The organism is Pseudomonadota bacterium, from assembly GCA_039193195.1.
GTDB lineage: Bacteria > Pseudomonadota > Gammaproteobacteria > Steroidobacterales > JBCBZW01 > JBCBZW01.
This window is the reverse complement of the sequence record JBCCWS010000010.1, coordinates 113,699-130,851: the sequence shown is the minus strand read 5'-3', so window position 1 is coordinate 130,851 and position 17,153 is coordinate 113,699. Positions and strand designations below refer to the sequence as shown.

Sequence of the window (17,153 nt, the reverse complement as noted above, 5' to 3'; positions counted from 1 at the left end):
GTAAGTACGACTAGGGATTAGACTATGAAGGCTCCGGCGAACGCGCGGCTCTCCCGCGGTATCTATCTTCTACCCTTTGCTTACGCGCTGCTAGCTGGGTGCTTCGGCACCGGTGAGGGCCAGCAGTCCATCCCGGGGACGCCCGCCGCGGAAGGGCCCGGTGACGACGTGGTCGTCGACTGCGACAGCGCCATCAACTTCGAGGACGCTTGCGGCGCTGCGATGTTCATGGACTTCGCCGGTGGCTCAACGGCCATTGTCGACAACCCGGGGCCCGACGCGGTCAATGGCAGTGAGAAGGTAGCGCGGGCACAAAAGTTCGCTGCGGAGCCCTTCGGCGGCACCACCTTAGCGCTCAACGAGGACATCGACCTCGCGGACGGCACGGCCATCCGCGTCGCAGTCTGGGCTGAGCGCCCCGTGCCCATGCTGTTCAAGTTCGAAGGGCTCAACGTCGAACTAACGGAAAATCACAGCGGCAGCGCGAGCTGGGAGTTCCTGTGCTTCGACTTTGCCGGGACGACGGGCACCGAAGACACGGGCATCACCGTCATCTTCGACAACGGTGTCGTCGGTGACGCTGCCAACGATCCCAGCGCGTGGACCTTCTACTTCGATGAGATCGAGCAGCTCTCCAGCTGTGATGACGTCGGCGGCGGCGGTGGCGCCGGCGGTGCGCTCAGTGTCGACTTCGAGGGTGACGCGGCGAACTTCGACTTCGGCGAAGGTGCCGGCTTTGCGGGCGGCGTTACCATCGTCACGGCCAACCCCGATACCAGTGGCATCAACGCCAGCCCGCAGGCCGCGCGCTCGCAAAAGTTCGCCGGCGAGCCCTTCGGTGGCAGCACGCTCAGCCTCGGCAGCAACGTCGACTTCAGCGAAGGCGAGGTGTTCAAGGTCCAAGTGCGCGCAGACCGGCGCGTTCCCCTGCTGTTCAAGTTCGAAGGCCTCGACCAGGAGCGCACGCTGGAGCACAGCGGCAGCGGCGTCTGGGAGGAGCTTTGCTACGACTTCCGCGGCAGCACCGCCGGTCCTGCGAGCAACGCCATCACCTTCATCTTCGATAACGGCGTGCTCGGTGATGCAGACAACGATTCCGCCAACTGGACCTTCTTCATCGACAACATCCAACAGGACACCTCCTGTGGCGATGAGCCGGATGATGGCGACGACGGTCCCAGCTTCACCACCATCACCTTCGATGACCCCAACATCGCCTACGCGTTGCGGGGCTTCGGCGGTGCTGAGGATTCCACACTAGTCGCCGACCCAGGCGATGCGGGCAGCCAGGTCGCGCAGGTCAACCGCTCCGACGCCGCCGAGACCTTCGCGGGCACCGTTGTGAGCACTGGTGAGAACGAGACTGTTGGTGCGCTTCCCTTGAACGCTATGGCACCGCAGATGACGGTGCGAGTACGTTCCCCGGGCGTGGGTATCCCAGTGCGTTTGAAGGTCGAGAACTCAGGCGATCCGGCGATCTCCGTCGAGACGGAGGTGATGACCACCGTCGCCAACGAGTTCGAGACGCTCACCTTCAACTTCCTGAACCAGGCTGAGGGCACCTCCGCCTTCAACCCCGCCGCGGTTTACGACCGGGTGGCGATCTTCTTCAACTTTGGCGCCACCGGCGGAGAGGCTGGCGCGCAGACTTTCCTCTTCGACGACGTGGCCGTGGTCGGTGCCGAGGATGACGGCGGCGATGGCGGCGGTAGCAACTTCGACGCCATCACCTTCGACGATCCGGCGCTGACTTACGCCACCCGTGGCTTCGGCGGCGCCGAGGACTCGGTGATAGCGGCAGACCCGGCTGACGGCGCCAACATGGTGCTCCAGGTCAACCGCTCCGATGCCGCAGAGACCTTCGCTGGCACCGTGATCTCCACCAGTGATAACGAAACGGTCGGCACGATTCCCCTCGACGCGATGGCGCCGCAGATGACCGTCCGGGTGAACGGCCCCCAGGCCGGGGCGCAGATTCGACTGAAGGTCGAGAACTCAGCCGACGCGACGATCTCCGTAGAGACTGAGGCAACTACCACCGTTGCTAACGGCTGGGAGACCCTGACCTTCAACTTCCTCGACCAGGCCGAAGGCACAGCCGCGTTTGATCCTGCCGCCACCTACGACCGCGTGGTGTTGTTCTTCAACTTCGGTGCCTCTGGCGCCGACGTGGGCGCGCAGACCTGGTTTGCTGACGACATCGACGTGGTCGGCAGCGGCGCTGACGACGGCGGCGACGACGCTATGGACGATGGCGGTGCAGACGATGGCACCAGCCTTGACTTCGAGGGTGATCCGGCCGGCTTCGTCTTCGACAACTTCGCTGGCGGCGTGTCGACGGTGGTCGACAACCCTGCGATGGAGGGCATCAACACCAGCGCTCAAGTGGTGCAGATGCAGAAGTTTGCAGGTGACGTGTTCGGCGGCAGCACTCTGGCGCTGCCCGAGGGTATCGACTTCGCCAACGGTCCGGCCTTCACGATGAAGGTGTGGTCGCGGCGCGTGGTGCCGGTCCTGTTCAAGCTGGAGGGCCTCAACCAGGAGCGCTCGGCCGATCACGACGGCGGTGCCATGTGGCAGGACCTATGCTACGACTTCACTGGGGCCACCAGCGGCGACCCAGTGACCGGTGTCACGGTGATCTTCGATCTTGGCAATGCCGGCGATGCTGAGAACGACCCCGACAACTGGACCTTCTTCTACGACGACATTCAGCAAACGACCTCGTGCTCGGCCGACGATGGAGATGACGGCGGCGCGGACGATCGACCGGCCTTCGAGACGATCACCTTCGATGATCCCGATATCGCCTACGCGTTGCGTGGCTTTGAGGGTGCTGAGGACTCCTCCCTCGTGGTGGACCCGGTCGACGCCTCGAGCATGGTGCTTCGGGTGAACCGCAGCGAGGCGGCTCAGCTGTTCGCGGGCACGGTCATCTCCACCGGCGACAATGAATCCTCCGGTGCGATCAACCTCGACCCCATGGCGCCGCAGATGACGGTGCGCGTGAACGGACCACAGGTGGGCGCACAGATCCGCCTGAAGATCGAGGATTCGACCGACGAGACCGTGTCGGTGGAGACGGAGGCGACCACGACCGTCGCCAACGGCTGGGAGACGCTCACCTTCGATTTCCTCAATCAGGTATCGGGCACGGCAGCCTTCGATCCGAGTGCGACCTACGACAAGATCGTGCTGTTCTTCAACTTTGGCGCGGAAGGCGGCGATGTAGGTGCGCAAACGTGGTTTGCGGACGACATCGCCGTGGCCCTCGACGAGGGTGAGGACGATGGCGAACTGGGGGCCGGCTTCGAGACCGTCACCTTCGATGATGCTGCCGTCGAGTACACCTTGCGCGGGTTTGAAGGCGCAGAGGACTCGAGCCTAGCGGTCGACCCCCTCGACGGCGCCAACATGGTGCTACAGGTCAACCGATCGGCAGAGGCGCAGCTGTTCGCGGGTACGGTAATCTCAACCTTGCCTAACGAATCAGTTGGTGAGATCGAACTCGATCCCGCTGCCCCTGTGATGAGCGTGCGCGTCAACGGCCCCGCTGCGGGCGCACAGATTCGCCTGAAGATCGAGGACTCGACGGACGAGACCGTGTCCGTGGAGACGGAGGCGACCACGTCCATCGTTGACGGCTGGGAATCCCTCAACTTCAACTTCTCTAACCCAGTGGCGAACACGGCCGCCTTCGACCCGAATGCGACGTATGACAAGATCGTGCTGTTCTTCAACTTCGGCGCTGAAGGCGCCGGCGTCGGCGCGCAAACCTGGTACGCCGATGACATCGCGGTGGGTGCAGCCAGCGATGGCGGAGACGATGGCGACGACGGCGTCGTCGGCCCCACCAACGTCGACTTCGAAGGAGACCCCGCCGCCTTCGACTTTGGCCCCGATGGCGGCTTCGATGGCGGCGTCTCGACGGTGATCGAGAACCCCGTTTCCGGTGGCATCAATACCAGCGCCCAGGTGGCGCAGATGCAGAAGTTCGCCGGCGCGGACTTCGGCGGCAGCACCCTGCAGCTGCCCGAGGGCATCGACTTCGCCAACGGTGAGGCCTTCACGGTAAGGGTGTGGTCGACGCGCGAGGTGCCCCTGCTGTTCAAGCTCGAGGGCCTCAACCAGGAGCGGTCGGCTGCTCACGCTGGTGGCTCGCAGTGGCAGGAACTCTGCTACGACTTCGCCGGCGCCACGGCAGGTGATCCGGTCTCTGGTATCACCTTCATCTTCGATCTCGGCGCCGTCGGTGACGCCGCAAATGATCCTGATTTCTGGACCTTCTACTACGACGATGTTCGGCAGACCACCTCATGCCCCATCGAGGACGATGACGGCGGTGACGACGGCGACGACGGCGGTGTAGAAGGTCCGACCACCCTCGACTTCGAGGGCGACCCCGCAAACTTCGAATTCGAGGACTTCGAAGGGGGCGTCGCGACGGTGATCGACAACCCCGTGGCGAGCGGCCTGAACACGAGCGCTCAGGTCGTGCAGATGCAGAAGTTCGCCGGCGAGGACTTCGGGGGCAGCACGCTGCCGCTTCCCGCAGGCGTCGACTTCACGCAAGGCGAGGCCTTCACCATGACGGTGTGGTCGCCGCGCACCGTACCGGTGCTGTTCAAGTTGGAGGGGCTCAACCAGGAGCGCCCCGACGACCACGATGGCGGTGCCGTGTGGCAGGAGCTCTGCTACGACTTCTCGGGGATGACCAATGGCGAGGCGGTCACAGGCATCACTGTGATCTTCGATCTGGGGATGGTCGGTGACGCAGCGAACAACCCCGATGACTGGACTTTCTACTACGACGACATCCAACAAACCACTTCGTGCCCGGCGGAGGAAGACGAGGATGACGTCGCTGATCGAGGGGTCTTTGAGACCATCACCTTCGATAATCCCGATCTGGCCTACGCCCTGCGCGGCTTCGAGGGCGCGGAGGATTCTGCGCTCGTAGTGGACCCGGTAGACGCCTCGAGCATGGTGCTGCGCGTGAACCGTAGCAACATGGCTCAGTCGTTCGCTGGCACCGTGATCTTCACGGGTGACAACGAGTCCGTTGGCGTGATCGACCTCGATCCGGTGGCACCGCAGATGACCGTTCGCGTGAACGGTCCGCAGGCGGGTGCGCAGATTCGTCTGAAGATCGAGGATTCGACCAATGAGATGGTCTCGGTGGAGACGGAGGCGACCACGACTCTCGCCGATGGGTGGGAGACGCTGACCTTCGACTTCCTGAACCCCGTGGCGAATACCGCGGCCTTCGATTCGAACGCCACGTACGACAAGGTCGTGCTGTTCTTCAACTTCGGTATCGAGGGTACGGACGCTGGCCTGCAAACCTGGTTCGCGGACGATATCGCCATCGCGACGCAGATGGGTGAGCCGGGCCTGTTCCCGGTGGACTTCGAGGCCGCGGCGGACACCTACGACTTCGGGCCGGAAGCCGGCTTCGAAGGCGGTGTATCCACGGTGATTCCCAACCCCGTGGCCGGCGGATTGAACGGCAGTGCCCAGGTAGCGCAAATGCAGAAGTTCGAAGGCGAGGACTTCGCCGGCAGCACGCTCAGCCTGGGTGAGGACGTGGACTTCACCCGTGGGGAAGCATTCCGGATGAAGGTCTGGGCATCGCGCTCGGTTCCGGTGCTGTTCAAGTTCGAAGGCTTGGACCAGGAGCGCGCACTCAACCACAGTGGCAGCGGGATGTGGGAGGAGCTCTGCTTCGACTTCACCAATACAGCCCTCGGCGGTGCTCCGTCCAACGCGATTACCTTCATCTTCGACCTTGGCACCGTAGGCGATGCCATGGGCAGCCCGGATGACTGGACGTTCTTCTTCGACGACATCGAACAGGTCGACAATTGCGGTCCCCCGGCAGAGTTCCCCATCGACTTCGAGGCCGCACCGGACAGCTACGACTTCGGTCCTGAGGCGGGCTTCGCCGGCGGCGTATCCCTGGTGGTGCCGAACCCTGATCAGAGCGGGCTGAACACAACCGCGCAGACGGTGCGGATGCAGAAGTTTGGCGGTGAGACCTTTGCAGGCAGCACCCTTTCTCTAGGCGCCTCGGTCGACTTCGACGCGGGCGAGTCCTTCAGGATGAAGGTTTGGTCTGCGCGCCCGGTCCCGGTGCTGTTCAAGTTCGAGACGCTCAACCAGGAACGCACGGTCAACCACCCTGGCGGCGGCACCTGGGAGGAGCTGTGTTTTGACTTTGGCGGCACCACGATCGGTCCGCGCAGCAACGCTATCACTTTCATCTTCGACAATGGCGTGCTGGGTGACGCCGACGGCGACGCGGAAAACTGGACTTTTTACTACGACGAGATCGAGCAGATCGAGTCCTGCCCGCTAGCGCAGTTCCCGATTACCTTCGAAGATGCGCCCGATAGCTACGACTTTGGTCCGGATGCAGGCTTCGGTGGCGGTGTATCGGAAGTTGTGGGTAATCCGGATGCATCGGGCTTGAACACCACGCCGCAGGTGGCGCAGATGCGCAAGTTTGCTGGCGAACCCTTCGGTGGTAGCACCCTGAGCGCCGGCTCTGTGGACTTCTCGGACGGTGAGATCTTCACCATGAAGGTATGGTCGGCGCGCCCGGTGCCCGTGCTGTTCAAGTTCGAGACGCTCAATCGCGAGCGAGAGGTCCTACACCCCGGCGGCAGCGCCTGGCAGGAACTGTGCTTCGACTTCACCGGTGACACGGCAGGCCCTCGGCCGAACGCGATCACTTTCATCTTCGACAACGGTGTGCCGGGCAACGCGGGAGGCGATGCGAACAGCTGGACCTTCTTCTACGACGAGATTACCCGGGTCGACGAGTGTGGCGAGCCGCCGCCCGATCCGGAGCCGTTGCCGATGGTCGAGCCCGTCGACTTCGAGAGTGGCGAGGCGAACTTCGCAGACTTCGAGGGTGGCGTCGCCACAGTCATTTCCAACCCGGACGCGAGCGGTATCAACCCCAGTGACTTCGTCGGCGAGATGCAGAAATTCGCCGGGGCGACCTTCGCAGGCAGCACATACCTGCTCGGGGACGCGTTCTCCTTCGCTAGCGGAGACTCGTACCTGATGAAAGTGCGCGCCCAGCGCGAGGTCGAGGTGACCCTGAAGCTAGAGCCGCTCAATATGGAGCGGACCGCGCTCTACAGCGGCAGCGGCACGTGGGAGGAGCTGTGCTTCGACTTCGCCGATGTGGGTGGCAACATCACCGGGCTCACCCTGATCTTTGACAACGGCGTCGCGGGCGACGCGGCGGGCGATCCTGACAGCTGGACCTTCCAGTTCGATGACATCGCGCCGACCTCCGCAGGCTGTGGTGCGGACGATGTGCCGCCGCCGGCAGAGGTCTTCGCCGCGATCACCTTCGATGATCCTGAGGTGAACTACACGCTAGCCGACTTCAACGGCAGTGCCTCGGTGATCACCAACGATCCGGCCGGCGGCATGAACATGGTCGCCCTGTCGGTGCGCACGGACACGGCGCTCGAGGCCGCGGGCACTACGGTAGGCGTCCTGGAGGGCAACTCGGTGCCCCGCCTGCCGCTCAATGTGCTCAGGACCACCATGACGGTGCGGGTCTTCGCGCCGGCAGCGGGTATTCCGGTGCGAATGAAGATCGAGAATGCGGAAGATGGCAACGTCTCTGTCGAGGCTGAGGCGTCCACCACCGTGGCCAATGATTGGGAAACGCTGGTATTTGACTTTGCTAACCAGGTACCGGGAACGGCTCAGTTCGATCCAGCTGCCACCTACTCGAAGATCTCCATCTTCTTCAACTTCGGTGCGCTCGGCGCTGACGTTGGCGAGCAGATGTACTACTTCGACGATATCGACGTGGGCGAAGCGACTGACGACAACGCAGACCCCGACGAGCTGACGCTCAACGGGAACTTCGAGACAGGCACCCTCGACGGCTGGACGCTCTTCGACAACGGTGGTCAGCTGCGTATCGAGGATATGGACGCGAGCGAGGGGAGTTTCTCGGGCAATCTCATCGCAGGCCCTGGGCAGAACCCGGTGATCAAGCAGGAGTTCCTCGCCGTCGGCACGGTGATGGCCGGCGACACGGTGAGCATCTCCCTCGACATGAAGGCGACCTTCGCTGGGGCTGGCCCCAAGTTCGTGGTCGAGTTCTTCACCGAGCAGTCTGGGGACGGGGTGTTTCCCCAGACCATCGACGACATTCAGACAGCGCCTGCTGACTGGACCAACTTCAGCTACACGGCAACGGTAGGGGATGATCCGGCCCGCGGTATCACGCTGCAGCTCGTGGCGATTTGCAGTGGGGATCAGGGCTGCCTGGCGGATGTGCTGATCGACAACGTCAGCGTGAAGCTGGTGCCATGAGCTGGGCGCACAAGAAAGCCCGGCCGAGCGCACTGGGAGGGGAACCAGGCGATATGAACGATACGAAACACAGGGAATTCACTATGACCGCGATCCGCCTGCTGCGGCGCATGAGGACCGCCCTATGGGTGTTGCCGCTGCTCCTGGCGCTCGGCGCACCGGTGCACGTGGCAAACGCCCAGGTTGACCGGGTCGAGACCTACAAGGACGCGAACGGCTGGAAGCTGAAGGTCAACGGCTCGGACTACTACATCAAGGGTGTGGTTTGGGGCTACTCACCGCGCGGCCAGAACTACACCTACAACCTGTGGGGCCAGCCAGACGACTCCATCCGCAAGGTGCTCGACTACGAGATGGGCCTGATGAGGGGGGCGGGGATCAACACGATCCGCACCTTCTCCATGATCCCGCCGAAGTGGATCACCTACATCTACCGCGAGCACGGTATCATGTCCGTGGTAAACCCCCTGATGGGGCGCTACGGTTATAACGTCGGCGGCAAGTGGATTCCCTTCACCGACTACTCTGATCCGCTCACGCGCGAAACGCTCAAGCGCGACATGCAGAACTGGGTTCAGCAGTACAAGGACACGCCGGGCGTGCTCATGTTCGCTTTCGGTAACGAGAGCAACTACGGCTTGTCATGGTCCAGTTTCGAGATCGAGAACCTCCCCGCAGGAGAACAACAGACGGCGAAAGCCCGCTTCCTGTACTCCCTGTGGAACGAGGTGGTGAAGGCGGGTAAGTCGATAGACCCCAATCACCCGTTTACGATCGTCAACGGTGACATTCAGTACATCGACCTGATTCAAGAGCTGTGCCCCGACCTCGACCTTCTCGGCTCCAACGTCTATCGCGGCAAGAGCTTCACCAACCTGTGGAGCGAGGTGGAAGCGAAGCTCGACCTGCCGGTGGTGTTCTTCGAGTTTGGTAGCGACGCCTTCAACGCTCGTCGTCTCGAAGAGGATCAGCTGTCTCAGGCCCTGATACTGCGGGATCAATGGGCGGAGATGTATCGCAAGGCCTACGGTAAGGGCGAGGAGGGCAACTCCATCGGCGCCTTCGTCTTCGAATGGCGCGATGAGTGGTGGAAGTATCTGCAGATCGAGAACCTGGAGATTCACGACACCAACGCCTCTTGGTCCAATCAAGCCTACCCCTTCGACTGGGCCGAAGGCCTCAACAATATGAACGAGGAGTGGTTCGGCATCATGGCCTTGGGCCTGCCGAACTCCGAGGGCGTCTACACGGCGCGCCCGCGTATGGCCTACGACGTGCTGGCTGAGATCTTCCAGATCGACCCCTACACGGCGAACGTCGGCGAGATCAATTCGCGCGTGGCCAACGTCGATCTCGACGTGCTCGAACTGAAGGGTGAGGTGCGCGCCCTGAAGTCGCGCGCGAACGAGGAGCGGCGGCTGCTGAAGTTCACCGGGGGTGACATTCGCGGTGAGTTCGCCGTGCGTGCCCTGGAGCAGGACATCACCGAGCTCGGCGAAAACGGGGTGGAGTTCCTCACGGGCCAGCAGCTGAATGTCGACTTTGCCTTCAATCCGAGCGAGCAGGTCGAGGGTCAGTTCTCCCTCAACGTGCTCGGTGACGTGGCGGATAAGCAGCCCCTGGAGTTCGAGTACGGCCAACGGGGCCTGCCGCTGACGATTCGCGTGCCTACTCTGAACGAGAATCCGGGCCTGGTCATTCGCGACCAGACCCTCGATCAGTTCACGGAGCGACAGGTAGTCTTGTCAGATCGTGAGCGCGTGGAGATTTACGACTTCAACGCCAAGTACACGGGCAGGAACTTCGATCTCGAAGCCTTCTACCACACGCCGCGTTTCCACTGGGCCTACGAAGGGGACTTCTTTGGTCTAATCCAGGAAGCGACTGATATTCCCGGCATCGATGTGTTCAACGGCAAGGCGCCGGAGGGCATCGAGTTCACGGGCAAAGGCCCCCTCGAGGGCCTGAAGATCGTGGCTGGCCCGGAGATCTTCTGGGGCGCCAACCCGAAGGCGGTGATCAAGTACGAGTTCGCCACCCGAGGTATCGATTGGGCGATCATCCACTCGGAGGACTTCTCGCGCCTAGGTACGGGCGCTAACGCCACCCAGGCCACGCAGCGTCAGACGCGAGCGACCTCGATCTTCGCCTCCACTCAACTGCCCGGCGGTATCAAGGTGGAAGCGGGCGGTCTGCTGTCCGCGCCTGAGCGTATCGATGAGCAGTTCGACCGGGTCGATGAGGATGGCAACATCGTCACGGACCAAATCGAGTTCGAAGACACCTTGGGTTTCAAGCTGAAGACTAGCTTCCGCCTGTTTGGCGCCGAGACCTATCTCTCCGCCCACCACGCGGGCCTGGTGTCGGAAGGTGGCCGGCCCGTGCCGACCTTCGGCGTGCTGGACCCCACCCGCCTGCCGCTCACGGGTCTGGGTAACCGCCGCGAGTACGAGGCGGGCACGATCATTCGCTTCGGCAACCTGATGATCTACCCGCGCTTCCTCTACCGCGACAATCTGGTGGACGCGAACCCGTTCATCGATCCGGTCATCACGCCGGACGGCATCCTGAACCCGGGACTCCTGCCGCGAGATCGTGACAACGATGCCTTCGCCGTGCTGGGCAACCGTGAGGCCCGCTCCGGTGAGATCTTCTTCACCTGGGATCCGACCGGCGCCACACCGTTCTACGACTGGGACAACGAGTGGCGCGAGGATGCGAAGTTTGCGTTCAACATCGGCGCCAACTACACCGAGTACCCGACGGCGACGGACGCCAACCTGTTCTTCTTGGATCTGGGCAACGGCGGCAGCAACGCCTCCTTCGGTCAGGGGCTTCCCGCCGAGGATGTGTGGAGTGTCACCAGTCGCATGGTCTGGAACCCGAGCCCGAATCAGAATTACATCCTGACCCTGGTCCGCGGCTTCGATCAGTCTACCGGTGATCCAACCGGAGGAACCCGTGATTTCTACGAGGCATACTGGAAGGCTGTGATAAACCGGCGCCATCTGGTACGCGGCTACTTTAAGAAGGACTCGTGGGGGCCGGAAGACTTCTTCCGCCAGTTCAACTTCACCTATCCCGAGCAGGTGGAATTCGACTACTCGTTCTTGCTGGGTACCGGAATGTCCTTTGGTAACCTCATCGATGAGATCCGCGCGACGCGTATCGGCGTGCGCACGATCTTCCGCACTACCGATGAGAACTCCCTGCCGGAGGAGTTCCTGGACGGCGAGAACGACTACGCCTTCCTGACCACTTTCTACTTCACCTATCGCTTCTGATCGGCTCGTAGGCAGAGCACGAGGATTGTGAGAATGAACAACAAGACGCTTAAGGCCAGCAGCTTTGCGCGATGGATGACGATTGCCTCCCTCGCTGTGGTGGGCGGTCTCGGCCTTACGGCCTGCAACGACGGCACGGACGGCGGCATGGTGATAAACGCCATCGTGCTGCCGAGCGATACGCTGTTGAACCTCGCCTGCATCAACGTAGGTATCGGCTCTGAGCGATGCGTGCTGGACGACCCGGAGAACCCCTTTATCGGCACGCCGATCGTCGAGTTCGACGCCAACAACCCGGATGCGGCGAACAAGTTCGAGCTGTTCAACGCGATCCCCTTGGGCCCTGAGGGCGCGAAATCCCGCTTTTATTTCTGGGCGACGGCCTTGGCCAATCGCCAGTCCGGCGAGAACCAGTACTTTACGGCGCTTGCCTTGCATGAGCTGTGGGACATCAACGGCGATTCCTTGATTCAAGAGCAAGCGCTCAAGGCCTACCGCTCTGTGCTCGATAACTTCTTTGGCCAAGTCACCGTATTCACTTGCTGCCCAGGCCTCAGCCCGGACGGTGAGCCGGTGCCATTCCCCGTCGGCACCAACGAGCTGGCCGCGGATGCCTTGTATCGCACGGATGCCACCGGCTTCGATCGCCTGATCCCGGGCGACCCGCTGCTGGTGATCTCTCAGCTGCTCGAATGGGGCTTCACTTACCAACCGGCGAACCCACCCAATTTCGATGATGGGGTGGTCAGCGTCATCGGTGGTTAGGCCCGTGCGGCACCCGAATGCTGCTAACGGACCGCGTCGCTTGGCCGCAACGGTTGCCGCTGTCGCAAGCGCGGTATTCGCCGTGGCTGGCAGCGCCGGCACGGAGCCGGCGAAGGGCCCCGTGCCTGTCGAGCTGCGAGAGACCGCAGAGGGCTGGCAGCTCTACCGCGGGGGCGAGCCTTACTTCATTCGCGGCGCCGGTGGAGACGCCTCCCTCGACGCCTTGGCCGCCGCCGGTGCCAATTCCGTACGCACCTGGGGCGGTGAGGTCGACGAGGTGCTCGATCAGGCCCACGCCTTGGGGCTGACGGTCACGGTGGGCATCTGGCTCGGTCATGCACGGCATGGCTTCGACTACAGCAACGCGAGCCAGCTCGAGAAGCAGCTCGAACGCGTGCGGGAGATGGTGCTTCGCTATCGCGATCATCCGGCCTTGCTGCTCTGGGGCGTGGGTAACGAGGCCGAGGGCTTTGATGAGGCGACGGACCCTGCTGTGTGGAAAGCCATCAATGAGGCCGCCGCAATGGTGAAGTCCTTGGACCCCAACCACCCCACGATGACGGTCACGACTTTCGTTCACGGCGAGCGGATCGAGTACATCCACGAACGCTCGCCGGCCATCGACATACACGGCATAAACGCCTATGGCGGCGCCCGGGTCGTGCCGGAGCGTCTGCAGGAGAAGAGGGCCAGCAAACCCTTCGTGCTTACGGAGTTCGGTCCCCTGGGGCCGTGGGAGACGGGCGCGACCGCTTGGGGGGCGCCCTACGAGCAGACTAGCGAGGAAAAAGCCGCCTTCTATCGCGGCACCTACCAGCAGGTGATACTCGGCACACCGGGCGTATCACTGGGGTCCTACGCGTTCCTCTGGGGCCACAAGATGGAGGGCACGGACACCTGGTTCGGTATGTTCTTGCCAGATGGCGCCGGCACCGCTGCCGTGGATACGATGACCGCCCTATGGTCTGGTGAGGCGCCGGGCGATCGGGCACCTGCCATCGATGGGTTGTCCGTGTCGGGGGCGACGGCGGTCGATCCCGGTGCGGTCATCGATGTCGCCGCACGGATGCGCGATCCGGAAGGCGGTGACTTGCGCGCACGCTGGGTGCTAATGGCCGAGACCGGTGACTATGCCACCGGCGGCGACTACCGCGCGACGCCCCTGCCGATCGAGGACGCCATCCTCGAAGCCGGCGTAACGGGTGCGCAGGTGCGCATGCCCGAGGCACCGGGACCCTACCGACTGTTCGCTTATGTCTACGATGGCAACGGAAAGGCGGGCACGGCAAACGTGCCCCTCCTGGTGAAGGGCGAGCGCCGCACACCGCTGCCCTTCCCCGTTTACGAGGACAGCTTAGAGCAAATGGCTTGGGTGCCCTCGGGGTGGATGGGCGGCGTCGAGCATCTGGCGCTCGATGGCGACGACGCCAGTAGCCCACGCGAAGGCAAGGCAGCTATCCGTATTCGCTACGAGGGCAAGTTCGGCTGGGCGGGCATCGCCTGGCAACATCCCCCGAACAACTGGGGCGATCAGGAAGGGGGCATCGACCTCACCGGGGCTAACAGGTTGGAGTTCTGGGCGCGAGGCGCCTATGGCGGGGAAAAGGTGAGCTTCGGTGTCGGCTTACTCGAATCGGATAACAAACATCCGGACTCAAGCATCTCCAAATCCGGTGACATCGTGCTGACAGATGCATGGAAGCGCTACGAGATTAGGTTGAAGGGCAAGGACCTCAGCAGCTTGAAGACAGGCTTCGTCGTCACACTCGTAGGCCGCACTTCGCCCGTCACCATCTATCTGGACAGCATTCGCTTCGTGCGCTGAGTATCGCGCTCCTTACCGGCGCTTATTCGACGTGTCTCACACTTTCGCTCGCCCCATCTCACTTGCTTAGGCGGCTTGCAGCCGCTCCATCGGCTGAAATATCCCCATCGATATTTCTGCGTTCGGAGCGCCTACGCCATGAGCATCAAAACACCCCTGATCGTCCTCGCAAGCGCCATCGCCGCCTCTTACGTGTGGTCCCTTGCCGATCGCGATGCACCCATGGGGAGCATCGACGTTTCAGTGCCGTCTGCGCCCCTTGCCACGGCGCTAGACACGCCTGCGCCAGCACTCGACGAAGCCGCCTACAGGGAGACGACTGTCGACACACCGCGCGCGGGCGTGGAGGCGGGGCGCGCGCGCATGAGCGCCTCCGTGGTTGCCCTGGCGGAGGCCGGCGGGGCGCAGCCGGTCGAGCTCGTTTTGAACGCGCAGCGGGGCGGGGAGCTGTTGAGAGCCGCAGGGAAAGCTGGCATCAACATCAGTGCGTCACGCGCCTTCGATTCCTTACCCTACGTGGCCTTGACGGTGCCGGCTGGGGAACTGGATCGCCTTGCCGCTACCGAAGGCATGGACTACATGACCCTCGACGGCACGGTCGAAGCGGCGTCGCGCCGCTGGCGTAGGGCTTCGCGCCGCGGCGGTGGCTGGGGCTGGTCCGGCGGCGGTGACTGGAGTAGCGGGGGTAGTTGGGGCGGGCATCGCGCCATGACTGCGATCGAGCGCCCGGTGGGGCTGCAGACAGCGAACGCCCCGGCGTCCGACATGATTGCCATGAACGTGCAGGTCGCCGTACTCGATTCCGGCGTGACCGAAGCCGCTTACGATCTCCTTGGCTACGTGCATTCGGTGGTGGACTTCACCGGTGGGCGGAGCGTCGACGACTACGGCCACGGCACGCACGTCGCCGGTATCATCTCGGGCGACGGCCTTGACTCGGCGGGCTTCTTCCAGGGCATGGCCCCACGGGCGGGAATCCACTCCGTGCGTGTGCTCGACGACCGGGGGCGTGGCCGCATCTCCCAAGTGCTCGCCGGTATCGACTGGGTCATCGCCAACGCGACCGCCAAGAACATTCGCGTCGTTAACATGTCTCTCGGCAAGGGGATCGAGGAGTCGGCGGCGGAGGATCCCCTCGTGCAGGCTGTCGAGGCCATGTGGGATGCGGGCTTGGTCGTGGTGGCTTCAGCCGGCAACTATGGCCGCGACGGTGCCATGACCATCACCAGCCCGGGCAACGCGCCGAAGATCATCACCGTCGGCTCGCTCACCTACGCGGGCACGGCGCGCACGGACGATGACTTCGTCTCCACCTACTCGTCGCGCGGACCTACCATGATCGACCACTACGTGAAGCCCGATCTGGTGGCGCCTGGCAACCGGATCCCCTCGACGGTCGCCCCCGGTTCGATCCTGGATCGCGATCTGCCCAACTGGGTGCGTGAACGCCCGACCAACTACTACTACTCCAGTACGGCCAGCGGCTACGACACGGCGGACTACGTGGAGATGTCGGGCACTAGTATGGCTGCCGCCATGGTATCCGGGGCCGTCGTGCTGATGCTCTCCGACGATCCCAACCTCTCGCCTGCGACCATCAAGGCCCGACTGATGCGTTCGGCACGCAAAATGGACGACGGCACGCTCGTCGCCGGGGCGGGTGTGCTCGATGTGCAAGCAGCCCTCGCAGAGCGGGGCTACGTAGCCGGTGAGGCCCTGTCGCCGAAGCTCCAGCGCACGCAGGATGGCGACATCTACCTGGTCGAGGACACGGCCAAGCTCTGGGGCAACCCTGCCTTCGGGGCGGGCTACCTGTGGAGCGATGGCTACCTCTGGTCCGACGGTTACCTGTGGAGCGATGGTTACCTCTGGTCCGACGCGTACCTGTGGAGCGACGGCTATCTGTGGAGTGATGCCTACCTCTGGAGCGACGCATACCTGTGGTCCGATGCTTACCTGTGGAGCGACGGCTACCTCTGGTCTGACCACGTGAAGAATGCAGACCCGCTGCTCAACCTGCAGAGCAACGGCCTCCGGCACCGGCCGGACTAGCGGCTTGATGAGGATTGGAGAGGACGGCGTGGCCACGTTGGCTTCCTCCAGAATGGTGGAATCAGCAAGCGCAGGCCGATTGCCGCGTTCCTCATTACGGTAAAGAAGCGTCCCTTATGAGACAATGTCGCATCTCGGTGGTGTGGCTCGATGCGGCAAACGACGAGTGGCCGTGGCGCGGGCAGTTTGCCGACCCCTTGCCGGTCAGGGTACTGAGCCTCTGTGCGTGTGGTCGCCAACCGTTGGGTGCTTCGGCTGCTCGATGGGCAAGCAGTCTTACGGCTACTAGTAAAAAAGCTAGGTAAGTGCTGGCCGATGTGCGCTCGGTGAGAAGTGGGACGCTCGAGAGCGGTGCGAGCGCTATGGAGACTCGACGTTTCGCGAACTGGCCGTGAGTCGGGTGACTGCGTGTGAGTATCGCGCGTGCGCAGATCGTGGCAGCATCCCCAGTAGCGTGACCAGCACGCGCGACGCCACTGCGACATAGGAGCCGCTAGATGTTTACCCACGTGATGATCGGTACCAACGACATGGACGCGGCTCGACGCTTTTACGATGCCGTGCTCGGCGCGCTCGGCGTGCCGAGCGGCGTGATGGACGAGAAGGGCCGCTGCTTTTACAACAGTAAGTACGGGGTGTTTTGCCTCACCGCCCCAATCGATGGCAAGCCCGCCACCTGTAACAACGGCGGGACCATCGGCTTTCGCGCCGCCAGTCCCGAGGACGCGGACGCCTTCCATGCTGCGGGCCTAGCCAATGGCGGTGTCACCTGCGAGGACCCGCCTGGCGTGCGCGAGGGATCGGGCATGAAGATGTACCTGGCCTACCTGCGTGACCCCGATGGCCACAAGATCTGCGCCTTGCACTCCATGACCTGA

Annotated in this window: 6 protein-coding genes; all 6 read left to right on the top strand. The window is 63.1% G+C overall.

From position 1 onward, the window contains the following. The first annotated feature begins 24 nt into the window (after positions 1-24). The 6 genes from AAGA68_11270 to AAGA68_11245 all read left to right on the top strand — a co-directional run bounded on the left by AAGA68_11270 (position 25) and on the right by AAGA68_11245 (position 17,153). The gene (locus AAGA68_11270; protein MEM9385632.1) at positions 25-8,349 is read left to right on the top strand and encodes a hypothetical protein; all 8,325 of its coding nucleotides are present in this window, start codon (positions 25-27) and stop codon (positions 8,347-8,349) included. A gap of 83 nt (positions 8,350-8,432) precedes the next feature. Further along, positions 8,433-11,633: a hypothetical protein gene (locus AAGA68_11265; protein MEM9385631.1), complete on the top strand. Its 3,201-nt coding sequence runs from the start codon at positions 8,433-8,435 to the stop codon at positions 11,631-11,633. Between the two features lie 33 nt (positions 11,634-11,666). After that, the gene (locus AAGA68_11260) at positions 11,667-12,398 is read left to right on the top strand and encodes a hypothetical protein (protein MEM9385630.1); all 732 of its coding nucleotides are present in this window, start codon (positions 11,667-11,669) and stop codon (positions 12,396-12,398) included. A 40-nt stretch (positions 12,399-12,438) separates the two neighbouring features. Next, on the top strand, positions 12,439-14,223 hold the full coding sequence (locus AAGA68_11255; GenBank protein MEM9385629.1) for a glycoside hydrolase family 2 TIM barrel-domain containing protein: 1,785 nt from the start codon (positions 12,439-12,441) through the stop codon (positions 14,221-14,223). A gap of 138 nt (positions 14,224-14,361) precedes the next feature. Next, on the top strand, positions 14,362-16,275 hold the full coding sequence (locus AAGA68_11250) for a S8 family peptidase (protein MEM9385628.1): 1,914 nt from the start codon (positions 14,362-14,364) through the stop codon (positions 16,273-16,275). Between the two features lie 497 nt (positions 16,276-16,772). Next, a complete protein-coding gene (locus AAGA68_11245; GenBank protein ID MEM9385627.1) occupies positions 16,773-17,153 on the top strand; it encodes a VOC family protein in 381 nt (126 codons plus the stop codon).